Annotated in this window: 18 protein-coding genes; 15 read left to right on the top strand and 3 right to left on the bottom strand. The window is 72.5% G+C overall.

Features of this window, described 5'->3' with window-relative positions; genetic code table 11:
- Positions 1–76 precede the first annotated feature (76 nt).
- Together ACFYYN_RS38820 and ACFYYN_RS38815 are read left to right on the top strand one after the other, a co-directional pair.
- Positions 77–823 (top strand): SDR family NAD(P)-dependent oxidoreductase, encoded by a 747-nt coding sequence (locus tag ACFYYN_RS38820; protein WP_499511967.1) that lies wholly within the window; start codon positions 77–79, stop codon positions 821–823.
- A 220-nt stretch (positions 824–1043) separates the two neighbouring features.
- Positions 1044–1781, top strand: a complete 738-nt coding sequence (locus ACFYYN_RS38815) for a DedA family protein (RefSeq protein WP_500549529.1) — start codon at positions 1044–1046, stop codon at positions 1779–1781.
- A gap of 40 nt (positions 1782–1821) precedes the next feature.
- Here ACFYYN_RS38815 and ACFYYN_RS38810 read toward each other — a convergent pair whose 3' ends face one another.
- Positions 1822–2484, bottom strand: coding sequence for a TetR/AcrR family transcriptional regulator (locus ACFYYN_RS38810; RefSeq protein WP_500549528.1), 663 nt, complete (start codon positions 2482–2484; stop codon positions 1822–1824).
- 119 nt (positions 2485–2603) lie between these two features.
- Between ACFYYN_RS38810 and ACFYYN_RS38805 the strand changes: the two genes are divergently transcribed.
- Complete coding sequence (locus ACFYYN_RS38805) at positions 2604–4883, top strand: MMPL family transporter (protein WP_500549527.1); 2280 nt, start codon at positions 2604–2606, stop codon at positions 4881–4883.
- Between the two features lie 18 nt (positions 4884–4901).
- Here ACFYYN_RS38805 and ACFYYN_RS38800 read toward each other — a convergent pair whose 3' ends face one another.
- The gene (locus ACFYYN_RS38800; protein ID WP_499511963.1) at positions 4902–5105 is read right to left on the bottom strand and encodes a MarR family transcriptional regulator; all 204 of its coding nucleotides are present in this window, start codon (positions 5103–5105) and stop codon (positions 4902–4904) included.
- Positions 5106–5298: 193 nt separating this feature from the next.
- Entirely contained in the window at positions 5299–5967 is a 669-nt protein-coding gene (locus ACFYYN_RS38795; RefSeq protein WP_500549526.1) for a TetR/AcrR family transcriptional regulator, read from the bottom strand.
- A gap of 59 nt (positions 5968–6026) precedes the next feature.
- Here ACFYYN_RS38795 and ACFYYN_RS38790 point away from each other — a divergent pair, with 59 nt between their 5' ends.
- The 12 genes from ACFYYN_RS38790 to ACFYYN_RS38735 all read left to right on the top strand — a co-directional run bounded on the left by ACFYYN_RS38790 (position 6027) and on the right by ACFYYN_RS38735 (position 23715).
- Complete coding sequence (locus ACFYYN_RS38790) at positions 6027–8048, top strand: M3 family metallopeptidase (protein ID WP_500549525.1); 2022 nt, start codon at positions 6027–6029, stop codon at positions 8046–8048.
- Positions 8049–8372: 324 nt separating this feature from the next.
- The gene (locus ACFYYN_RS38785) at positions 8373–8891 is read left to right on the top strand and encodes an FxLYD domain-containing protein (protein ID WP_500549524.1); all 519 of its coding nucleotides are present in this window, start codon (positions 8373–8375) and stop codon (positions 8889–8891) included.
- Positions 8892–9546: 655 nt separating this feature from the next.
- Positions 9547–10257 carry a hypothetical protein gene (locus ACFYYN_RS38780; RefSeq protein ID WP_500549523.1) on the top strand — a complete coding sequence of 237 codons (711 nt, stop codon included), beginning with the start codon at positions 9547–9549 and terminating at the stop codon, positions 10255–10257.
- Positions 10254–11282, top strand: coding sequence for a phosphate ABC transporter permease subunit PstC (gene pstC / locus ACFYYN_RS38775; RefSeq protein ID WP_500549522.1), 1029 nt, complete (start codon positions 10254–10256; stop codon positions 11280–11282). The genes ACFYYN_RS38780 and pstC overlap by 4 nt, the downstream gene beginning before the upstream one ends.
- Position 11283: 1 nt before the next feature.
- Positions 11284–12498, top strand: coding sequence for a phosphate ABC transporter permease PstA (gene pstA, locus ACFYYN_RS38770; RefSeq protein ID WP_500549521.1), 1215 nt, complete (start codon positions 11284–11286; stop codon positions 12496–12498).
- Between the two features lie 56 nt (positions 12499–12554).
- Entirely contained in the window at positions 12555–14255 is a 1701-nt protein-coding gene (pstS, locus tag ACFYYN_RS38765) for a phosphate ABC transporter substrate-binding protein PstS (RefSeq protein WP_500549520.1), read from the top strand.
- The gene (locus ACFYYN_RS38760) at positions 14252–16732 is read left to right on the top strand and encodes a hypothetical protein (protein WP_500549519.1); all 2481 of its coding nucleotides are present in this window, start codon (positions 14252–14254) and stop codon (positions 16730–16732) included. Before pstS ends, ACFYYN_RS38760 begins: the two co-directional genes overlap by 4 nt.
- 100 nt (positions 16733–16832) lie before the next feature.
- Complete coding sequence (locus tag ACFYYN_RS38755) at positions 16833–17822, top strand: hypothetical protein (protein WP_500549518.1); 990 nt, start codon at positions 16833–16835, stop codon at positions 17820–17822.
- Positions 17823–17878: 56 nt separating this feature from the next.
- Positions 17879–19453 carry an Ig-like domain-containing protein gene (locus ACFYYN_RS38750; RefSeq protein ID WP_500549517.1) on the top strand — a complete coding sequence of 525 codons (1575 nt, stop codon included), beginning with the start codon at positions 17879–17881 and terminating at the stop codon, positions 19451–19453.
- A gap of 128 nt (positions 19454–19581) precedes the next feature.
- Complete coding sequence (locus ACFYYN_RS38745) at positions 19582–21477, top strand: hypothetical protein (protein WP_500549516.1); 1896 nt, start codon at positions 19582–19584, stop codon at positions 21475–21477.
- Between the two features lie 49 nt (positions 21478–21526).
- Complete coding sequence (locus ACFYYN_RS38740) at positions 21527–22390, top strand: hypothetical protein (protein ID WP_500549515.1); 864 nt, start codon at positions 21527–21529, stop codon at positions 22388–22390.
- A 17-nt stretch (positions 22391–22407) separates the two neighbouring features.
- On the top strand, positions 22408–23715 hold the full coding sequence (locus tag ACFYYN_RS38735) for an Ig-like domain-containing protein (RefSeq protein ID WP_500549514.1): 1308 nt from the start codon (positions 22408–22410) through the stop codon (positions 23713–23715).
- Positions 23716–23942: the final 227 nt, after the last annotated feature.

Genomic DNA, 23942 nt, shown 5'->3' with positions numbered 1-23942 from the left:
ATCATGGCAGACCCCCGTGCCGGTCGCGAAGCCCCCGTCCCGTAACGTGCTGTTCCTCCTCGAGGAGCGGAGCGTGATGTCGCAGAACGCAAGTGTGGGCCGGCACGTCGTGGTGACCGGCGGGGGAACGGGAATCGGCCGGTCGGTGGCCACCCTCTTCGCCGAGGCCGGCGACCATGTGACCATCGTCGGCCGGCGCCGCGAGGTGCTGCGCGCCACCGCCGACGAGCTGCGCTCCCAGCACGGTTATGACGTCACCCCGGTCGTCTGCGACCTCGCCGACCCCGACGACGTGGAGGCGACCCTCGAGCGGCTGCCCCGGCGCATCGACGTCCTGGTCAACAACGCGGGCAGCCGGGAACTCGCGATCGGGGCGGGCCCGCACGGGGTGCTGGCCCGCTGGCGCGGCGACTTCGAACGCAACGTCCTCACCGCCGTCCTGGTGACCGAATCCGTACGCGACCGGCTCCCTGAGGGCGGCCGGGTCATCACCGTCACCTCGGTGGCCGCGCTGCGCGGCGGGGGCTCCTACGGGGCCTCCAAGGCCGCCTTGCACGCCTGGAACCACTCCCTGGCGGCCCAGCTCGGCCCGCGCGGCGTGACCTGCAACATCGTCGCTCCGGGCACCGTCGCGGGCACCGAGTTCTTCGGCGCCCGGCTCGACGCCGCCGAGCTGACCCGCAGGGCCGGCCGGACCCTGGTCGGCCGGGTCGGGACGCCCGAGGACGTCGCCTCCGCGGTGGTCTTCCTCGCCTCCCCCGGGGCGGGTTTCATCACCGGGGAGATCCTGCAGTGCAACGGCGGCGAACTGCTCGGCCGCTGAGCTGGCGCACGTGCGTCCCGCGGGGAGTACGCCGGGCGTACTCCCCGCGCCACAGCCGGTCGCTGCGGCCCCGTACCTGAGGATGAGGCGCCCCCGGGAAAACCCTGGGAATGCCCCGATCCCGGCGAAATCGCCTTGCCCCCTCCATCGCGGCCCTGCCAGCGTTGAGGCCTGGGACGGGAGACGGGGGACGGGCCGGGGCGGGAAGAGGGGCGGCCGGATGGACGTTGCACGGATCGTGTCGGCCCTGGACTTCACCGCGGGCCTCGAGGGGTACCTGCGGGACGGCCACGTCATCTGGGCGTACGCGGTGCTCGCTGCCACCACCGCGCCGCCGCTGGTGCCCAACGCGGCGCTCCTGGTCACCGGGGGCGTGCTGGCCGCCCAGGGACGGCTGGACATCGCCCTGGTCCTGCTGGTCGTCGCCGGCAGCGCGCTCCTGGGCGACCTGCTGATCCACCGCACCGGCCGCGCCGTCAGCGGCCGGGTCCTGACCCGGCTCTACCGGCGGCCGCGGCGCCGTGCGCTGCTGGAGTGGGCCAGCGTCCGGATACAGCGGCACGGGATCCCGTTCGTCATCGGCGTCCGCTTCCTGCCCAGCGGGCGGGTCGTCGGCGGCCTCTCGGCGGGCATCGTGCGCTACCCGGCCCGCCGTTACCTGATCGGCGCGGGCGTGGCGGAGGCGGTCTGGGCGACGTACTCGGTGGGCCTGGGTTACTTCGGCGGCCTCGCCATGTCCAACTCGCTGTACGCCGTCGCGCTGGGCCTCGGGGTCTCCCTGGCCGTGGCCGGAATCGGCAGCGTGGCGCAGATGCTCTCCGGGCGCCGTTCGGCCCTGGCGGGTGCGACGTCCCCCGGACGCGTGGTGGCCTCGGGCGGCTCCGCGTCCCCCGGGGCGGACGAACCGGAGGGGGACGCCCCGCAGGGGAAGCCGGCGGACCGGGCGCTGCGGGGCTGAGGCGCGCCGCCGGGGGAGCGGGGCCGTGACGGTCCCGGTCTCAGGGGGTCGCGGCGGGGGTGCCGACGGCTTCCGTGATGGCGACGGCCCCGGTGCCGACGTGCGGGGCGAGGTAGCCGTACAGCGCGGCCTTGACCTCGCCGATGTACGCGTCCCGCTCGGCGCCCTCGTGCGCCAGGACCAAGGCCAGGCCCGCCTTGAACAGGCCGAAGGCCATCGCGGCCACCCGCGCCCGCTCGGCGGCCGAAAGGGTGGGCGCGCGCAGGCCGAGCAGGGTCTCCACGCGCTCCAGCAGGGAGGTGTGCAGGGTGTCGTGCTCCATGACGACCGTGCCGGGGATGTCGCTGTCGTGGACCAGGGCGAGGAAGGCGGGGTTCTGGCAGTTGAACTCGATCATGGGGGCGACGATGACCTCGAGCATCTCGCGCAGCGGCAGCGAGGCGTTCTCGGGGGTGAACAGCTCCCCGTGCCCCTCGCGCATCCGCTGGTTGAGGATGCCGCCCAGCTCGATGGCGATGGCCTCCTTGTTCGGGAAGAACTGGTAGAGCGTGCCCGGGGACACGCCCGCCTCGCGGGCGATCGCGTTCGTGGTGGCCGCGGTGTAGCCCACCTTGCAGAACACGCCGGCCGCCGCCTCCAGCAGCTGCGCCACGCGCCGTTCGCCGCGGGCCTGCCGGCGTCGAGGCTTCTGCTCCTCAGGCACGTGTAATCCCCAATCATGTTTGACAAACGCGAGTGGTCGCTCACATTCTGGAGAAACGCGAGTGATCGCTCGTGTTCGCCATTTTACGGCGGCTCCTCAGGGGAGGGGACACCTCTGTCATGTCGGATGTCAACCGTGAGCGCCCGCCGGGGGGCTGGACCCGGGCGATGACCGCCCGTCCTCGCCTCACCCTGCTGCTGGCGCTGCTGTTCACCGCCCTCGCCGTGGTCGCGGGCAGCGGCGTCGCGGACCGGCTGCGCAGCGGCGGATGGGAAGCCCCCGGCTCGGAGTCGGCCTACGCGGCGGACGCGCTGGAGAGGTACTTCCCGGACTCGCAGCCCAATCTGATCCTCCTCGTCGACGGCCGTGGCGCCGGTGTGGACTCCCCGGAGGTGGCGGCCGAGGGACGGGAGCTCGGTCGCCGGCTCGCGGCGGACGAGGACATCGCCGGCGTCACCTCGTACTGGACGACCCGGGCCTCCGCGCTGCGCGCCGAGGACGGCCGCGAGGCCATGATCGTCGCGCGGATCGGCGGCGACGACGACGCCGTCGCCGCGGCAGTCGAGCGCATCGCCCCCGAATACCGGGGACGGCACGGCGCGGTGGAGGTCACGGTCGGCGGCATGGCCGCGTTCCGGCACGACCTGCAGACCACGATCCAGGAGGACCTGGCCCGCGCCGAGCTCATCGCGCTGCCGATCACCCTCCTGCTGCTCATCATGGTGTTCGGCAGCGCCGTCGCGGCGGTACTGCCGCTGGGCGTCGGCGTCGTGGCGATCCTGGGCACCAACGCCGTGCTGCGGGGCATCACGACGTTCACGGACGTCTCGATCTTCGCGCAGAACCTCACGACGGCCCTCGGCCTCGGACTCGCCATCGACTACGCCCTGTTCATCGTGCGGCGCTTCCGGGAGGAGCTGGACACCGGGGCCGACCCGCTGACCGCCGTGGGCGCCACGCTGCGCACGGCCGGGCGCACGGTGCTCTTCTCGGCCCTCACCGTGGCCGCCGCGCTCTCCGCGATGTTCCTGTTCCCGCAGTACTTCCTGCGCTCGTTCGCGTACGCGGGCATCGCCGTGGTGCTGCTGGCGGCCGCCGCCGCGCTGGTGATCCTGCCGGCCGCGCTGGTGGTGCTCGGCCACCGGGTCAACTCCCTCGACCTGCGCCGTCTCCTGTCGCGCCGGCGGAGCGGGAAGGCCGGACGGGAGCCGGGCGCGGGCTACGCGCGGCTCGCCCGCCTGGTGATGCGCCGTGCCCCGCTGTTCGCGATCGGCACGGTCGCCGGTCTGGTCCTGCTCGGGCTGCCCTTCCTGCAGGTGCAGTTCGGCACCGCCGACGACCGCCAGCTGCCCGCGACGGCCGAGGCGCACGTCGTGCAGCAGCACATACGCGACGGGTTCCCCGGCAACCCCGGCGGAGAGATCACCGTGCTCGCCGAGGGCCGTCCCACCGAGGCCCAGCTCGGCGACTACAGCGGCAGGCTGTCCGCGCTGCCCGGAGTGGTCGTCGTCGACGGCCCGGCCGGCCAGTACGCGCAGGGCCGGCGGACCGCCGAGCCCGGCCCGGCCGAGGCGGCCAGGGCCACCGACGGCGCGGCGTACCTCACCGTGCTGCCCGAGGCGGAGTCGGTGGACGAGGCGAGCCAGGACCTCGTCGGCAGGATCCGGGCGGTCGACGCCCCCTTCAAGGTCTCTGCCACCGGCACCGCGGCCCAGCTGGTCGACACCAAGGACGTCATAGCCGACCGCCTGCCGTGGGCGGCCGCCCTGATCGCCGCGGTGACCTTGGTGCTGGTCTTCCTCCTCACCGGCAGCGCGGTCATCCCGCTGCAGGCCGTGCTGCTCAACGCGCTGAGCCTCACCGCCATGTTCGGGGCGGTGGTGTGGGTGTTCCAGGACGGTCACCTGTCCGGTCTGCTCGACTTCACCGCGACGGGCAGCATCGAGACCACACTGCCGGTGCTGATGTTCTGCGTCGCCTTCGGGCTCTCGATGGACTACGGCGTCTTCCTCCTGTCGCGCATCAAGGAGGAGCACGACCGGACCGGTGACCACCGTGCGGCGGTCGTCTTCGGGGTGCGCCGCACCGGCGGGCTCATCACGGCGGCCGCGGTCATCCTGGCGGTGGTGATGGTGGCCATCGGCACCTCGCGGATCGCCAACACCAAGATGCTGGGCCTCGGGATCGCACTCGCCGTCCTCATGGACGCGATGGTGGTGCGCACCCTGCTCGTGCCCGCCGTGATGCGGCTGAGCGGACGGGCCACCTGGTGGGCGCCGCGGCCGCTGAGGGCGCTGCACGACCGGTTCGGGCTGAGCGAGGGCGAGGGCCCCGGCCGGGCCCCTGTACGGGAGGAGCCCGTACCGGACCCGGAGCCGGAGCCGGCCCGCTCGGGCTGAGCGGCGGCCGGGCCGACGTCAGCCGAACTCCTGGCGTCCGCGGTTCCCGGGGCGCCGGGAGCTCCACAGGCGGATGGTGTCCGCGTACCAGAACGGCTTGCCGCCCTCCACGATGTCGGGGGGCGGCAAGTGCCCGTGCTTGCGGTACGAGCGCACGGTGTCGACCTGCACCCGGATGTGAGCGGCGATCTCGGCGTACGACCAGAGGGTCCGGTCCGTCATCTCCCACGCACCTCCCATGCGCCGGCCTCGGGGGGTGGCCGGCCTCGCCGGGACAACGACATGCGATCAAGGGCGGAAGGGGCTGTTGATCATCTGTGACGCGAAGCCCGCGTAACGGTGACAAACGTGGCGGATGCATGACCGGCCTCCCCGATTGTCGGAGGAACCGTCCGGGTGCGGGAAGCTGTGCCCCTCAGCCCTCGAACCGGGCGGGCAGCGGGGGGACTTCCCCCTCGGCCGCGTCCGCGTCGGCCACCGCCCTCAGACGGTTGAGGATGGCGGTGCCCGCCCGGGTGTAGGCCGCGACGTCGTCGAAGATCACCGACTGCAGGTTGCCGGTGTCCAGCAGCGCGATCAGCTCGAAGGCCAGCAACGGGATGTCGGCGTCGGCGCACAGCTGTCCCGTCCGCCGGGCCTTCTCGAGGGTGATCTCGACGTAGGTCGTCCACTCCAGCCGGGCTTGGGCGACCACGTCGTGCACCGGCCCGCTGCGCGCGTCGTACTCCGCCGACACCGCCAGCAGGAAGCAGCCGCCCGGGAACACCCGCCGCCGCGAGTAGTCCAGCCACGACTCGCACAGCCGCCACACCCGGGCCAGCCCCGCCGGCAGCTCCCGCGACGGCTCCACCACCTGCCGGATGTACACCTCGCGGGCCGCCCGCACGGTGGCGAGCTGCAGCTCCTCCTTCGACCCGAACAGGGCGAACACCCCGCTCTTGCTGAGCCCGAGTTCGGTCGCCAGCCGGCCCAGCGACAGACCTTCCAGACCCTCGACCGAGGCGATCGCCATGGTGCGGTCCAGCACCAGCCGGCGGGTCTGGTTGCCGCGCTCCACCCGGCCGTCCGTACGCGTAGCTGCCATCCGGGCATCCTAGGGAAGGCCACGTCCGGGCGGCAGGCACCGGGCGTAAGGTCGGTGGCGTGACCTCGACGAATCCCTTCCTCAGCCCGAGCACCCTCCCGTACGAGCTGCCGCCCTTCGCCGACATCCGCGAGGAGCACTACCTCCCCGCCTTCGAGCAGGGGATGGCCGAGCAGCTCGCCGAGACCGAGGCCGTCGCCGCGAACCCCGAACCACCGGGCTTCGAGAACACGATCGTCGCCCTGGAGCGCTCCGGAGACCTGCTGGACCGCGTGTCGAAGGTCTTCTTCAACCGCGCGAGCGCCGACACCGGTCCTGGCATCCAGGAGATCGAGGCGAGGATCAACCCCGCCCTCGCCGCCCACGCCGACGCCATCCACCTCGACCCCGTCCTCTACGGCCGCGTCAAGGCGCTGTACGAGAGCCGCCGGGAACTCGGCCTGGACGCCGAGGCGCTGCGGCTGCTGGAGCGCTACCACACCCGTTTCGTCCGCGCGGGCGCCGAACTCACCGAGGAGGGCCGCGAGCGCCTGAGGGCGCTCAACGCGGAGATCGCGGAAGCCTCCACCGCCTTCGAGCAGAACCTGTTCGCCGACACCAAGGCCGCCGCCCTCGTCCTCGACGGCGCCGACGAACTGGCCGGGCTCTCCGCCGACGCCGTCGCCGCCGCGGCCGCCAACGCCACGGCCCTCGGCCACGACGGCCGGTACGTCCTCAGCCTGAAGAACTTCTCCAACCAGTCCGAACTGGCCTCGCTCGACGACCGTGCCCTGCGCCGCCGTCTGCTGGAGGCCTCGCTCGGCCGCGGCCTGACCTCCAACCGCGAACTCACCGCCCGCATCGCCCGGCTGCGCGCCGAGCGCGCCGCCCTGCTCGGCTACGAGAACCACGCCGCGTACGTCGTCGCCGACCAGACCGCCGGCACCCCCGAGGCCGTGACCTCGCTGCTCGCCCGTCTGGTCCCGCCCGCCGTCGCCAACGCCGAGCGCGAGGCCGCCGCCCTGACCGCCGCCTCCGGGCTGGAGGACTTCTCCGCCTGGGACTGGACGTACTGGTCGGAGAAGGTCCGCAAGGCGGAGTACGACATCGACACCGCCGCCATGCGCCCCTACTTCGAGCTGGACCGGGTCCTCAAGGACGGCGTCTTCTTCGCCGCCGGCCAGGTCTACGGTCTGAGCTTCACCGAGCGCGCCGACCTCGCCGGCTACCACCCCGACGTCCGGGTCTTCGAGGTTTTCAACGCCGACGGCTCGCCCCTCGGCCTCTACCTGGGCGACTACTTCGCCCGCGCCTCCAAGCGCGGCGGCGCCTGGATGAACAGCCTGGTCGACCAGTCCGCGCTCTACGGCCGCAAGCCCGTCGTGGTCAACAACCTCAACGTCGCCAAGCCCGCCGCCGGCGAGCCCGCGCTGCTCACCTACGACGAGGTCAACACCCTCTTCCACGAGTTCGGCCACGCCCTGCACGGCCTGTTCTCCGACGTCCGGCACCCCTTCTTCTCCGGCACGGCCGTCCCGCGCGACTTCGTCGAGTACCCCTCCCAGGTCAACGAGATGTGGGTGAGCTGGCCGCAGGTGCTGGCCCACTACGCCCGCCACCACGAGACCGGCGAGCCCATGCCCGCCGAACTCGTGGCCCGGATGGAGGCCGCGGAGCGGTTCGGGCAGGGCTTCCGCACGGTGGAGTACCTGGCGGCCGCGGTCCTCGACTGGGCCTGGCACACCATCCCGGCCGGCCACGACCCCGGCGACGCTGAGGAGTTCGAGGCCGCCGCCCTGAAGGAGGCCGGGCTCGCGCTGCCCGCGATCCCGCCGCGCTACCGCAGCACCTACTTCGCGCACATCTTCGCCCACGGCTACAGCGCCGGGTACTACTCGTACATCTGGAGCGAGGTGCTCGACGCGGACACCGTGGAGTGGTTCAAGGAGAACGGCGGCCTGCGGCGCGAGAACGGCGACACCTTCCGCCGCGAACTGCTCTCCCGCGGGGGCAGCGTCGACCCGATGGCCGCGTTCGAGGGCTTCCGGGGCCGTGCGCCGCGCATCGAGCCGCTGTTGACGCGCCGCGGTCTGACCGGCTGACCGGCTGACCTCTCCGGGGTCCCTCCCTGGCCGAAGGACGGCGACGGCGTCCGTTCCGTCGTCCCGCCGCTTCCCGCCGCTTCCCACCGAGCCGGTGGCCGGCGAGGCCCAACGCCTCGTCGGCCAGCCGGCGGTGGGGCCCGGCCGGGCGGGACCGCGGACCCCCGAGGTGCTCCGGGCCGCCCGATCGGACCCTTGGCGCAGACCTATCAGGAATGATCTATACCGGATCGGTCACGGCAACATTACAGACAGCTTTTGTCTCTGCGCGCATGGTGAAGCTCTGTCACGGTGTCTTCACAACCGAGCCTCAGGGGGTTCACCATGTCTCAGCCGTCGCACGCATCGCCACCGGGCCACTACCCGCCGCCCCAGGAGCCGGACTGGAGCCGGCCGCCGAAGAAGACGGGGGCGGGGAAGATTATCGGTTTCGGAATCATCGCCATCGTCATCGTCGTGGGGGGCAGCGTCGCCTTCGCCCTCAAGACCGGGGACGACAAGGGCGGTTCGGGGGGTGACTCCTCCGCGGTCAGCGCGTCCCCGGTCGAGGGCGGCGGCGGGAAGCCGGCCCCGGGTGACGCGAAGGTCACCTCGTGCGGCCTCGCCGACTTCAGCAAGTTGCCCACTGCCGAGGTGACCCTCACCAACCACAGCTCGCAGACCTCCGACTACGAGGTGCGCATCGAGTTCGTGGACGGCGGCGGACGGCGCATCGCCCAGGCCGTCGCGACCGCGACCGGCCTGACCGCAGGGGACGAGGCGCAGACGAGCGCGCAGGGGAGCGACCCGGCCTCCGGTGAGATCGACTGCAAGGTCACCGAGGTCCTGCGCAAGGCGAGTTGACCGCTGGCCCGCCCTGCCGCCGAGGGTGAGCGCGTGGCACGCTCCGCCTTCCCCTCCGGCGACCGGTGACTCCGTTTCGCCTTCCCCGGACCCCGCGGCATGCGACCGCGGGGTCCGTCCGGCGGGACGGCGCGCAGTGCCCGCAGGCGCCCGGCCGGGACCGGTGGCGGCAGGTGGCGGGTCTGCCCGCCGACCCGGCTAACGACGGTGCACCCGGGAGCGCTTCGCGCCGAGGCCGTCGCCGTGCGGGCGGGAGTGGATTCCGTGAAGGTTCCGCATACGCCCCCGACACCCGCCAGGTAGCGGCGAAATGGCGGAAAAGCGTCACGTACGTGCGGTGACCCCGGGTGGGTCCCCTCATCTGACGGACCGTCCCGGTCGCCCTGGGCGGTTGCGCGGGGGCGTTCCGTGTCGGACCGCCCGCCTGGCGCCCCCTTTCCGGTGCGGAGCGTCACCGATGCCCTGATCCCGATTACCTCGCGTGGACCTGCACGTTTCGTTCATCTTCTCTCCGTTCGGCCTTCACTCTTCCGTGAGCGCAGCCCCCTCATGGGCCGCGACTGTCAGTGCCGCCTGAGGACGTCTTTCGGCCTGGGGCGCAACAGCGCGAAGGGGAGGGAGGTCGGCCGCCATGGTCCGGCCACGCGTTCTGTACATGTCGGCTCATGTTGGTGGCAGGTACCTGCCACAGGCCTCATCGCTAGCGGGACCGGGGAGCCCGGAGGACCCCGGGCCCTCCTCGGAGGGCTCGTCGCGTACGGCGAGACCCGACAGGGGAGCCGGACCCGACGGCCAGGACCGCCGCGGTCGTGACCACCGCGGTGACCGGCACGACCGCGGTGACCGGCACGACCGGCACGACCGGGCCGGGGCGCCGGTCGCCGCGGTCGGCTGGCGGCTGGTCGGCGCCAACAACCGCGAACTGGGCCGCAGCGCGGGCACCTACGCCTCCCTCGCGGAGTGCCAGGCCGCCGTGCTCCTGCTCCGCGAGCAGATCGGCCAGGTCCGGGCACAGCTGTCCATGGCCGACACAGGCGGCACCTGGACGTGGCGCGTCGAACTCGGCGGCAGGAACGTCGCCGTGTCCGGGCGGACGTACCACCGCCTGCGCGAGTGCCAGCAGAACCTCGGCCTCTTCCTGGCCGCGGTCACGGTCGCCGAGATGACCGAGGGCACGGCCCACCGCCCGCGGCTGCGCGGCCTGCGCGCATCGGCGCCCGCGCGGTCTACGCGAGAAGCGCCGGACGAACCCCGCAGCGGGCGGGCCCGGCGGGAGACCGCCGTGCAGGCTCCGCCGTTCGCACCCTCCGCGGCCTCCGCGGCCACCGCACCCGCCGGACCCCGGGTCGGGGCGGTGGCGCGATGACCTCCCTCGTTCCCGGTCTCACCGGTACGGAGCCCGGTCCCGCCACCGAGGACGTGCCGCGCGACATCCGGTCGTCCGCCGAGCCGGCCGACCGCGTCTTCCGCTCCGTCGCCCGGGGCAGCGGTGCCGCGGTGCTCGCGATCATGCTGCTGGTCGGCTTCTTCCTCACCTACCGCGCCTGGGAGGCGCTGAGCGTCGCCGGCTTCTCGTTCCTCACCACCACCGCCTGGGAGCCCGACTCCCACCTCTTCGGCATCGCGGCGGTGCTCACCGGCACGGTGCTGATCGGCCTGGTCGCCATCTGCTTCGCGCTGCCCCTGGCGCTGGGCACGGCGCTGTACATCTCGGAGTACGCCCCGCGGCGGCTGAAGCGGTTCCTGGTCAGCCTCGTCGACCTCATGGCGGCGGTGCCGAGCGTGGTCTACGGCCTGTGGGGTGCGTTCTTCCTGCAGGGGCACGTCGTCGGACTCTCCCGCTGGATCTCCACCTACTTCGGCTGGATCCCGATCTTCAAGGTGAACGGGGCCGAACCCGACAACCCGCTCGCGAGCATGACCGTCTATACGTCCTCCACCTTCATCGCCGCCATGGTCGTGGCGCTCATGGTCACCCCGATCGCCTGCTCGGTCATGCGTGAGGCGTTCTCCCAGGCACCGCCCGGCGAGCGCGAGGGCGCGTTCGCCCTCGGCGCCACCAAGTGGGGCATGATCCGCTCCGTCGTCCTGCCCTTCGGGCTCGGCGGCGTGATCGGCGGGACGATGCTCGGCCTCGGCCGGGCACTGGGCGAGACCATCGCGGTCTACATGATCATCTCGCCGGTCTTCGAGATCCAGCCGCACATCCTGCAGAACGGCGCCATCTCCGTGTCGTCGCTGATCGCCCTCCGCTACGGATCCGCGAGCGAACTCGGCATGTCGGCCCTCATGGCCGCGGGTCTCGCCCTCTTCGTCATGACCCTCATCGTCAACTTCATCGCCTCCTCGATCGTGGCGCGCAGCCGCTCGGGCGCGGGGGCGGAGGCCTGAAATGACCGATCTCCTCAAGACACCGCGGACGACGACGCCGACCCGCGAGGACGACGCGGTGCCGGAGGTGCGCCGCAACACCTCGCCCGTGACGGCGGAGGACCGGCTGGCACTGGCCGGCGCACTGGCCGGTTCCGTGGCCCTGGCGTTCGTGCTGTTCGGCTGGATCGCCCCGTTCGACTCGCTGCTGGGCTTCGTGGTCGTCGCCTACGTCCTGTTCGTCGGCCTGTACGCGGTGCTGGTCTCCCTCGACCAGAACCGCGTCGCGGTGCGCGACCGGGTCGCCGCCGTGATCTGGCAGAGCCTGGCGACGGTGCTCCTGCTGGCCCTGCTCTTCGTGGTCGGATACGCCCTGTACCGCGGCAGACCCGCGCTGACGCACCTCAACTTCTTCACCCGGAACATGGGGGGCACGGGCCCTCTGGCACCGCTCAGCGAGGGCGGTGTGCTGCACGCGATGGTCGGCACCCTGGAGCAGATCGGCATCGCGCTGGCGATCACCGTGCCGCTGGGCCTGATGTGCGCGGTGTTCCTCAACGAGGTTCCCGGCACCTACGCCCGCTTCGTGCGGACCGTCGTCGAGGCGATGACCGCACTGCCGTCGATCGTGGCGGGCCTGTTCATCTACGCCACCTTGATCCTCATCCTCCACTTCGAGAAGTCCGGCCTCGCCGCCGGGCTCGCGCTGAGCGTGATGATGCTGCCCATCATCATCCGCGCGGCCGACGTGGTCATCCGCCTGGTGCCGAGCTCCCTGCGCGAGGCCTCCTACGCGCTCGGTTCGGGACAGTGGCGCACGATCTGGACCGTGGTGCTGCCGACCTCCCGCTCCGGGCTCACGACGGCGGTCATCCTGGGCACCGCCCGCGGTATCGGTGAGACCTCCCCGGTGCTGCTCACCGCCGGAGCCAACCCCTCGCTCAACGCCGACCCGCTGAGCGGACCCCAGGTCTCGCTGCCGCTGGCCACCTTCCAGTTGGTGGCCTCTCCCCAGCCCAACATGATCGCCCGCGGGTTCGGATGCGCCGCGCTGCTGATGGCACTCGTGCTGCTGCTGTTCCTGCTGGCCCGCGTCCTCGGCGGCCGCGGCCCGGGCGAGCTGTCCCGCGGCCAGCAGCACCGGCGGGTGCTGGCCTCCCGCCGTGACGCGGAACGCATGAGCCGCCGTCCGGATCCGCTCGCGCAGGCCGCAGCCGCAGCCGGGACCCAGCCGTGACCGCCCACCCCGCCCGCACGCAGGGCACCGACCGCACCGATCAGGAGCCACCCGTCATGCCCGGAGCACGTCCGGCATCTTCCGAACGTCCCCGCGTCAGAGTCCTGACCGCCCTCGCCGTGATGCTGGCGGCGCTGCTGTTCGGCGCGTCGCTGCCGGTCGCCGAGGAGGCGTCCGCCGCGACGTACGTCCCGATCGCGGGCGCCGGCTCCACATGGAGCCAGAACGCCATGGACCAGTGGACGGCCAACGTCCAGCAGTACAACATGAAGGTCACCTACAACGGGACCGGCTCCTCCGACGGCCGCAACCAGTTCCGCAACGGCACCGTCGACTTCGCCGTCTCCGAGATCCCCTACGGCATCAAGGACTCGGGTGTCGTCGACACCCCGCCGCGCCGCAAGTACGCGTACATGCCGATCGTGGCCGGCGGCACCTCGTTCATGTACAACCTCAAGATCGGCAACCGGCAGGTGACCAACCTGCGGCTGTCCGGCGAGGTCATCACCAAGATCTTCACCGGTGTCATCAAGACCTGGAACGACCCGGCGATCAAGAAGGACAACCCGGCGCTCGCGGCTTCGCTGCCCGCACGTCCGGTCATCCCCGTGGTCCGCTCGGACGGCTCCGGCACCACCGCGCAGTTCACGACCTGGATGGCCAAGCAGTACGGCGGGCTGTGGGACGACTACTGCCGCAAGGCCGGCCGCACCACGCCGTGCGGCACGACGTCCATCTACCCCAAGATCTCCGGATCCCCCGTCGTCGCCCAGGCGGGCTCCAACGGCGTCTCCGGCTACGTCGCCGCGCAGCGCAACGTCGGCACGATCACCTACGTCGAGTACTCCTACGCGAAGGTCACCACGCACTTCCCGGTGGTCAAGGTGCTCAACAAGGCGGGCTACTACGTCGAGCCGACCGACAAGAACGTGGCGGTGGCGCTGCTGAAGGCGCAGATCGACGACAAGACGCTCACCCAGAAGCTGGACGGCGTCTACAACGACACCGACCGCCGGACCTATCCGCTGTCCAGCTACAGCTACATGATCATTCCCACCAGGGCCGAGAACAACTTCAGCGAGCTGAAGGGCAGGACCCTCGGCGCGTTCGCGTACTACTTCCTGTGCGAAGGCCAGAAGAGCGTCGGCAAGCTCGGGTTCTCCCCACTGCCGATCAACCTGGTGAAGGCCGGTCTCGCCCAGGTGCGCAGGATCCCCGGGGTCGACGTCGAGTCCATCGACGTCAAGAACTGCCAGAACCCCACCTTCTCCACCGACGGCACCAACACCCTGGCCAAGAAGGCGCCCTACCCGGCGGACTGCGACAAGCAGGGCGCCGGCCAGTGCGCCACCGGCACCGGTGGCAACAAGACCCCGACCACGGTCCACGGGGGCTCCGGTTCCTCGGGCGGCTCGGGGTCCGGCGGTTCTGGCAGCGGTACCGACGGCGGCACGAACGGCAGCGGGGGCGGTTCCTCCGCAGGCGCGAACGGGGGGAGCCCGGGCGGCACGTCGTCCGGCGGCGCCGACGCGAGCGCCTCGCCCTCGGTCGACCCGGACACGGGACAGGTGATCGCGAACGACGCTCCGGCCACCGGCGACGACGGGGCGTACGCCACGTCGGTCACCACCTCCAGCAGCATCGGCGGTGGTACGCGCACCGCCCTGATGGTGCTCGCCGCGGTGCTGCTGCTGGCGCTGACGGTCGCGCCCCCGCTGCTCACGTCGCTGCTGAACACGAAGCGGAGGCGGTCGTGATCCCCTCGCGCTTCCGCCGGGCGGCACACCGTGCCGTGCTCGTCGCCTGCGCCCTGATGATGGCCGCGGCGGCCGCGCCGGCCACCGTCCCGCAGGCCGATTCCGGCTCCGCGATGACCGTCTCCGGCAAGGGGGACTTCGCCGGCCTCAAGGTGACCGTCGACCAGACGAGCAGCCTGGTCAACCAGGTCGTGAAGATCACCTGGAAGGGCGCGGTCCCCACCGTCGACGACAGCAAGTACCCCGCCGACTACCTGCAGATCATGCAGTGCTGGGGCGACGACCCCTCCGGACCGAGCCCCGAGCAGTGCCAGTTCGGCGGTTCGGCCGACCTCGGCGCGGGCACCGGCGGGCAGGCGGCCGGCGCGTGGACCAACACACGGCAGCTCAGCTACGGACGCCTCAAGGACCCCGCGCAGACGCTGCCGGCGCCCGCTCCGGGCAGCAACATCTCGTTCGCGCCCTTCCGCGCCGTGAGCGGGGACGTGTTCGACAAGGGCAACACCAACGAGTTCTTCGACTCGAACACCACCAACGAGGTGCCCTACGCACGCACCGGCTCCAACGGCACCGGGGAGGTGTACTTCGAGGTCCAGACCGCGGCGGAGGCCCCGGGTCTCGGCTGCGGCGACGTCCCGAAGGGGAAGACGGGCGCGCGCTCGTGCTGGCTCGTCGTCGTCCCGCGCGGTGAGACGGAGGTCGACGGGACTGCGTACCGGTCGCAGTCGGACGGCCTGCTGCAGTCCTCGCCGCTGTCGGCGACGAACTGGAAGGAGCGCCTGGTCTTCCCGCTGCGCTTCGAGCGGGCCGGCACCTACTGCCCGATCGGGGCCGCCGAGCGTCCCACCCTGGGTACCGAGCTCGCCGCCGAGGCCGTGCACCGCTGGCAGCCCACCCTGTGCAGGACCGGCAACAAGACCATCTACGGCTTCTCGCAGGCGGGCGACGCCGGCGCCCGGGAGAACCTGGCCACGGAGGAGCCGGGCATGGTGTTCCTCAACGAGGCGGCGGATCCGTCCACGTTCGCCCCGGACGCCAAGCCCGTCTACGCGCCGGTGACCCTGTCCGGGCTGACCCTCGGCTTCTTCATCGAGAGCCGCGCGAAGTCCTCCGCCTCCGAGGAGGTCCGCGCGCGCAACGGCAACCGGCTGAGCTCGCTCAACCTCACCCCACGGCTGGTCGCCAAACTCCTCACCGAGTCGTACCAGGACGGCAACTCGCGCTTCGCCGAGAGCACCGCGAAGAACCCGTACAACCTGGGGCACGACCCGGAGTTCATCAAGTACAACCCCAGCTACGAGGACCTGGACTTCCTCGGCTCCCTCGGTGACGCGCTGGTGCCGCAGCCGCTCTCCGACGCGACCTCGCAGTTGTGGCAGTGGGTCGACGGCGATCCCGCCGCGCGGGAGTTCCTCGACGGCACGCCCGACGACCAGGGCAGCCACGGCGATCCGGGTTTCTCGGGGATGACGGTCAACCCGCACTACAAGAGCGTGGACCTGCCCGTCGACGGCTTCCCGAAGAGCGACCCGTACTGCCAGCAGTTCACGGACCACCCGGACCAGCCGCTGTGCGTCCTGGACAAGCACCCCTACGCGACCGACCTGCACAACGCGGCCCGCTCCGCCGCCCGCGGCGACACGCTGGCCCGCGGCAACTGGGACCCGACCAGCCTGCCGCCCGCCTACAAGAAGGACCCTCCGCAGCCGGCGGGCCGGCGGGCCATCCTCGCGGTGACCGACACCGCGACCGCCCGGCGGTACGGACTGGTCACGGCGAAGCTGCAGAACGCCTCCGGCGGTTTCGTGGCGCCCACCGACGCGAGCATGCTCGCCGCGCAGAAGGCCATGAAGCCGGGCCCGGTGAGCGGGGTCCTGGTGAGCGACCCCAGGGCCGCGGCCAAGGACGCCTACCCGCTCACGCTCCTCACCTACGCGGCCACCGTCCCCGAGCGGCTCAGCAAACAGGAGGGCCGGGACTACGCCGCGCTGCTGCGGTACGCCGTCGGCAAGGGCCAGGCGCCCGGAGTGACCGCCGGCACTCTCCCCGACGGCTACGCCCCGCTGCCGGCGTCGCTGCGCGAGCGGGCCGAGTCCGCCGCCGACGCCATCGTGTCCCGGTCGGGACCCTCCGCACCCGAGGGGGAAGAGGAGGCCGGGAACGCGTCGGGCGGCACGGGTGGTGGTGGCGGGCAGACCGTCGGCACCGCACCGTCCTCCACGCCGTCCCCGTCGGACCCGCCGGCGGCCCAGGTGACCGCCTCGCCGCCGCCGGTCCCCGTCGCGGCCGACGTCCCGCTGTCCCGCACGCCGGAGTGGGCGCTGGGCGCCGTGCGCTACGTCCTCCTGATCGCCCTGGTCGCCGGGCTCGTCGCAGCCGTCTGCGGCCCCCTCCTGCCGAGGGTGGCGCCGCGGCTCGCGGCAGGTCTCCGGACCTGGCGCGCCAAGGGCACGTCCGGCCGAGAGCCGAGGGGGTGATGCCCGAACCCGAGACCACGACAGGTCCGCGCCAACGAACTGTCTGAAACAACCGTGCCGGGCACCACCCGGCGCAAGCCTATCCGAGAGGTAAACGCAAGTGAACAAGCGCAAGTTCGCAGTGGCCGTCATCGGTGCCGCCGGTCTGCTCACCGGCACCGTCTGCGGCAGCGTCGCCGTCGCCGACCCTTCCGGCGCCCCGGCCTTCCGCCAGCTGTCCGGTGTGGGCTCCGACACCACCCAGGACGTCATGAACGGCATGGCCCAGTCGATCACGATCGGCGGCCAGAAGGTGATCGGCTCCTACGACGCCACCGGTTCGGCGAAGATCACCACCAAGAGCGGCACGACCTGCACCATCGACCGCCCCAACGGCTCGGGTGCCGGCCGCAACGCGCTGGTCGCCTCCCTGCAGGCCGGCGACAACTGCCTGGACTTCGCCCGGTCCTCCAGCCTCAGCCTGGGCGCCGTCGACCCGGACCTCACCTACGTCCCGTTCGCCGTGGACGGCGTGACCTACGCGATCACCGGCTCCAGCCAGATCCCGCGCAAGCTCACGCTGAACGACCTGAAGCAGATCTACACCTGCAACAAGGACTACGTGGGCACCGCCCCCAACTTCACCATGACGGCCTACCTCCCGCAGGCGGGCTCCGGCACGCGCAACTTCTGGGAGTCCACCGTCGGCATCTCGGACACCGACGTGAAGAACGGCGTCTACCCCTGCATCAAGGACGCCAAGGGCGGCAACCCGGTGCAGGAGCACGACGGCCGCATCCTCGACGACAAGTCGATCGTGCCGTTCTCCATCGCCCAGTACAACTCGCAGTCCACGCAGACCATCGCGGACCTGCGCGGCAAGGCGGTCCTCGGCACCATCGACGGCATCGCGCCGACCGTGCTGAACAGCAGCTTCGGTGTGAAGCGCGACGTCTACAACGTGATCCCGACCAGCAAGGTCGGCACCGCGCCGTGGAGCACGGTCTTCGTCGGCTCCAACTCGCTGATCTGCCAGAAGACCGACGTGATCAACACCTACGGCTTCGCCGCCAACGCCAACTGCGGTGACACCAGCAAGCAGACCCCCTGATCCACGCCCTGCTGTCTCCGTCACTTCCGCAACCTCCGAAGAGGGAGAACACGAACGTGTTCAAGAACAAGCTCTCGCGGGCCCTGGCGGGCGGTCTCGCGAGCCTGGTCGCCGCCTGCGCGGCGGGCCTGATCGCGGCCCCGGCCGCGCACGCCGCCGAGATCGGCACCGTGACCTTCAACCCGGCCACCGGCACCGACACCACGGGCATCGCACTGACCACCTCGGACGTGTGTCCCGACGAGGCGACCAACGTCATCGTGTCCGTGACCGGTTCGGGCTTCCCGTCCGAGGGCCAGACCGTCGTCGGCAACGCGTCGAAGGACATCTACCCGATCTCCGGTGACGGCGGGATGATCGTCCCGCTGACGCAGACCATGCGCGACTACGCCAAGGACGCCGGCTTCAACGAGCTCAAGGGCGAGTACTCCTTCAAGGTCACCTGCCGGCTGGCCTTCGGCTCCTCGAACTTCGGCGACTTCACCGGATCGATCTGGTTCACGTCCAACGAGACGTACCAGAACACCGACCCGAGCGTGAAGACCGACACCTCCACCGCCCTCGCGGTCTCCCCGGCCGGCCCGGTCATCGAGGGCGAGACCGTCACGCTGACCGCGGACGTGGCCCCGGCGGCCGCCGAGGGCAAGGTGCAGTTCAAGGACAACGGCACCGCGCTCGGCTCCCCGGTCGCCGTCTCCGGCGGCACCGCGGTCCTCACCACGAACGCCCTGGCCGCGGGCGACCACGACCTGACCGCCGAGTTCACCCCGGCCGGCGCCGCCTACAACCCGTCCGCCTCCACCGCGGTGGCGTACAAGGTGAACGCACCGCAGGCGACCGCGACGACCACCTCGCTGGCCATCTCGCCGTCGGACACCACGCCGCAGTTCAGCCCGGTCACCATGAACGCCACGGTCACCCCCGCCGCCGCGGCCGGTTCCGTGAAGTTCCAGGACACCGTGGGCGGCGCCACCACCACGCTGGCCACCGTCCCCGTCTCGGGCGGCCAGGCCTCCTACACCACCAGCAGCCTGGCGAAGGGCGAGCACAGCTTCTCCGCGACCTTCGTCCCGGCGAACAGCGCGGCCTACACCGGTTCCGGCTCCGGTGCGGTCCCGTACCTGATCGGTGACTTCGCCGGCGTCTCCGCCTCGCAGGACATCACCACGACCGTCGAGTCCGGCGCCCTGGTCATCAGCGTCGACAACCCGCACGTCACGCTGCCGTCGCCGGTGCTGAACGCCGACGGCGACCTGCTGACCACCACGGGCGGGATCAACACGGTCACCCTGACCGACGCCCGCGCCGGCAACCCCGGCTGGAGCGTCAGCGGCCAGGTGACCGACTTCTCCGACGGCGGCACGCACGCCATCAACGGCCAGAACCTGGGCTGGACGCCGGACGTGGTCGACCACGCCCCGGCGCAGACCGTCACCGCCGGCTCCGCGGTCCCCGCGACGCAGGGCGTCGCCCCCGGCGACGCCGGCCAGGGCGGCCTGAAGTCCTCCCGCTCCCTCGCCACCGGTACCGGCCTCGGTACCGCGCACCTGGGTGCGGGCCTCTCCCTGAACGTGCCGACCTCGACCGCGGCCGGCACCTACACCGCGACCCTCACCCTCACGGCGATCTGAGCCGGCGGACGGCCCGGGGGCGGTGACGCCCCCGGGTCCGGCCCGGGCCGGGACGGGCAGCGATGCCCGTCCCGGCAAGCACGTCCCGCACCACCCCGTCCCACCCGCGCCCGATCGGACGACCTGACATGATCACACGATCAGCCCGCCGTATCGCCGCCGTCCTGGCCGCCTGCGTCCTCGCCGTACTCCCGGCCGCCGAAACGGCGTCGGCCGCCGCCCCGCAGGCCGCCGCCCCGCACGCGGCCGCCGCACGACCCGGCGCGGGCCCGAACGGGCGCACCACCTTCGGCGTCCAGCCGTCCACGGCCGACAAGCCCGACGGCCGGCCCAACTACTCCTACGGCGTGACCCCGGGTGCCGTCATCCGGGACCACATCGCCATCTGGAACTACAGCGCCAAGCCCCTGACGCTGAGCGTCTACGCCGCCGACGCCATCAACTCCGCCGAGGGCGGCTTCGACCTGCTCGCCCGGGCCGCCAGGTCCAGCGACGCCGGCACCTGGATCAAGCTCGGCAGGTCCCGGGTGACCGTGGCCGCCCGTTCCCGCGTCATCGTCCCCTTCACGCTGACCGTGCCGCGCACGGTCACCCCCGGCGACCACCCCGCCGGCATCGTCGCGTCGCTGTCCGCGGTGCGCACCGGCGCCAAGGGCGACCGGGTCCAGGTCGACCAGCGCGTCGGCGCCCGGATGTACCTGCGGGTGGCCGGCCAACTCAGGCCGCTGCTCGCCGTCGAGGACCTGCACACCGACTACCACGGCACGGCCAACCCCTTCGGGACCGGCACCGCGACGGTGTCGTACACCGTGCGCAACACCGGCAACGTCCGACTGGCCGCCGAGCAGACGGTCCGCGTCCGCGACGCGTTCGGGGGCATCGCCACGGTGAAGGGCTCGCGCGACCTCGCCGAGGTCCTCCCGGGCAACGCGCTGAGGATCAGCGTCACGGCCACCGGCGTCCTGCCGACGGTGCGGGACACCACCACCGTCTCGGTCGACGCGGTCTCGGTGCGCGGTGACGTCGCGATCCCCGACCTGCCGAGCCTGACCCGCTCCCAGGGCTTCTGGGCGGTGCCCTGGTCCCTGTTCGCCGTCCTGGCGGCCGTCGCCGCGGTGGCCGTCGCATGGTGGATCCGCCGCAGGCGCCGCCGCCGCGGACCGCGTCCGGACGCCGCTCGCACCGCCGGGACCGCGCCGAAGAAGCCGGCCCCCGTCTCGCGCGCCTCCGCTCCCGTCGCCATGGTGCTGGCCGCCCTCTCGCTGTGGGCGGCCGCGCCCGCGGCCCACGCCGCGGCGCCCGGCGACCTCACGGTCGCGCCGCGGCACGGCAGCGCCGCCGAGCCCATCACCCTGACCGCCGCCGGTCCCTGCCCCGACGGGACGCGGAACGTCATCGCCCGGGTCAAGGGCGCCGGATTCCCCCGCGACGGCAAGATCGTCGTCGGCAACTCCGAGATCGGCGCCTACCCTTCGGCACCGGGCGGCGGGCTGGTGATCCCGCTGACCTACACGATGCAGGACTACGCCCACGACGCCGGCTTCAGCACCCTGCGCGGCACCTACACCTTCACCGTCAGCTGCCTGGAGGCCCCCTTCGGCCTCAAGAGCCTGCGGGACCTCACCGGTTCGCTCCGCTTCACCTCCGGCACCACCTACACGGACGGCACCCGGGCCACCCCCGAGAAGCCCACGGCGGGAACCTCCGCTCAGCCGGGCGGCACCGCACGTCCGGGGCGGTCGTCCGCCCCCGGCGGGTTGGGCCGGACGGCCCCGGCCGACGGCCAGGGCGGTCAGGGCCTCGTGCCCCCGGCCTCCCCGGACGCCTCCGGTGCGCCCGCCCAGGGCGGTGTCACCGGGGTCGTGAACGCCGCCTCGGCCGACCCGGCCGGGGACGCGCACGGCTCCCTCATCGCCTGGTCGCTCGGCGGCTTCGCGGTCGCCTTCCTGGTGCTCCTGGCGGGCGCCGCCCAGTGGGTGCGGGGGCGCAGGGGACGTGCCGCGCGGGCGGACACGTCCGCCTGAGCACCCGCCACCCCGTCCATTCACCAAGCAAGACAAGAGGAGAAAGACAGTGTCCTTCACACGCCTGCACCGCTCGACCGCGGCCGCACTCGGCTCGCTCGTCCTGGCCGGCGGGGCGGTGGGCATCATGGCCGCGACCTCCGCGCACGCGGCCACCATCGGCACGCTGAAGGTGACCCCGGCCACCGGCTCGGACACCGTCGGGATGGCGTTCGACACCTCGGGGCCGTGCCCCGCGGCGGCGGCCAACGTCATCCTCAAGGTGCAGGGCGAGGGCTTCCCGGCCGAGGGCCAGAACGTGGTGGGCAACTCGGAGATCGCCATCTACCAGCCGGCGCCCGGCGGCGGCTTCTCCGTGCCGCTGATGCAGACGATGCGCGACTACGCGAAGGACGCGGGCTTCAAGGAGCTGAAGGGCCGTTACGACTTCACCCTGACCTGCCGCAACGCCTTCGGGGCCGACACGTACGGCGACTTCACCACCGCCATCTGGTTCACCACCAACACCACCTACCAGGACACCGACCCCGCGGGCGGCACCCCGACGCCCACGCCGACCCCGAGCACCACCCCGACGAACACCACCACGCCGACGGACAGCCCCACGCCGACGACGGACCCGACCGACACCGGCGAGCCGACCGACACCGGCGAGCCGACGGACACCGACGGGCCCACGGACACCACCGGTGGTGACACGGGTGACGACACGACGGGCGGCGACTCGCAGGACATCTCCACCGAGGTCGACGGCGGCGCCTCGGGCGGTGACGACGACTCGCTGGCGGCCACCGGCGCCGACGCGGGCTGGCTCGCCGCCCTCGCGGCCGCCCTGGTCGCGGCCGGCACGATCGCCGTCCGGCAGGCCCGCCGCCGCGGTCTGCTGTCCTTCACCGACTCCTCGAACGACTGAGACGGCGGGAGACGACCATGAAGATCACCACCGTACGCCGGCGACTGTCGCTCGTGCTCGCCTCGGCGATCGCCGCGGGCGGCATCGCCGTCGCCGCCGCCGGGACCGCCAGGGCCGACGTCATCGGCTCCATGGAGGTCGCCCCGGCCACCGGCACGGACGTGTCGGGGATGTCGCTCACGACGTCGGGGCCCTGCCCCGAGGAGGCGACCAACCTCATCGTCAAGGTGAAGGGCGCCGGCTTCCCGGCCGAGGGCCAGAACGTGGTGGGCAACTCGGAGATCGCCATCTACCCGGCGGTGCCCGGCGGCGGGTTCACCGTGCCGCTGATGCAGACGATGCGCGACTACGCGAAGGACGCGGGCTTCACCGAGCTGAAGGGCCGCTACGACTTCACCCTGACCTGCCGCAAGGCCTTCGGGGCGGACACTTTCGGCGACTTCACCTCTGCCATCTGGTTCACCTCCAACACCACGTACCAGAGCACCCCGCCCCCCACCCAGCTCGCCACCACGACCACCCTCGCCGCCTCCCCGGCGAGCCCGGTGGTCCAGGGCGCCGCGGTGAAGCTCACCGCGACGGTGGCCCCCGCCGCGGCCGCGGGTTCGGTCCGCTTCCTGGACGGCGCGACCCAGATCGGCTCCCCGGTCGCGGTGTCGAACGGTGCGGCGTCGCTGACCACCACCGCCCTGGGCGTCGGCACCCACGCGCTGAGCGCGGCGTTCACCCCGGACGACGCGGCGGCGTACAAGCCGTCGGTCTCCGCGGCGCTCCCGTACACCGTCAAGGTCAAGCCCCCGGTCGTCGTCACGGCCCCGAAGGTGACCGGCACCGTGAAGGTCGCCGGGGCGGTGACCTGCTCCGCCACGTTCGGCGGGGCGACCTCGTACGCGTACGCCTGGTTGCGCGACAACAAGGTCGTCAGCGGCGCGACCGCGAAGACCCGGGGCCTGACCTCCGGCGACTACAAGCACAAGGTCGCCTGCCGGGTGACCGCGAAGAACACCACCGGCAGCACCGCGGCGACGAGCCCCGCGGTGACCGTGGGCGTCGGCCCGGCCCTGAAGAACACCAAGCTGCCGACGATCAGCGGCACCGCCAGGACCGGCAAGCGGCTCACCGCCAAGGCCGGCAGCTGGAAGCCCTCGGCCACGTCCTACAGCTACGAGTGGCGGCGCGACGGCAAGGCGATCCGCGGCGCCACGCACTCCACGTACGTGCTGACCAAGGCCGACCGCGGGCACCGCGTCGCGCTCAAGATCACCGCGAAGCGGTCGGGCTACACCAACGGCAGCGCCACCTCCAAGTCGGTGAGGGTGGGATGACCCCGGTCGGCACCCCGGTCCGCGTGGCTCCCGCCCACGACCGGCCCGCCCCCTCGGGGAACGGGCCGGCGGACCTCACCCCGCCGGGGCCGGCGGCCCGCCCGCCCCCCCCCCCCCCGGCCGCCCGCCCCCCCCCCCGGGGGGCGGGGGGGGGGGGGGGCCCCCCCGGGGGCCCCCCCCGCCGGGCGGGGGCGGGGCTGGGGCCGCTCCGGCCCGGGGCCGCCCCC

Source organism: Streptomyces sp. NPDC001902 (assembly GCF_042891295.1).
GTDB lineage: Bacteria > Actinomycetota > Actinomycetes > Streptomycetales > Streptomycetaceae > Actinacidiphila.
This window is presented reverse-complemented; position numbering and strand designations above follow the sequence as displayed.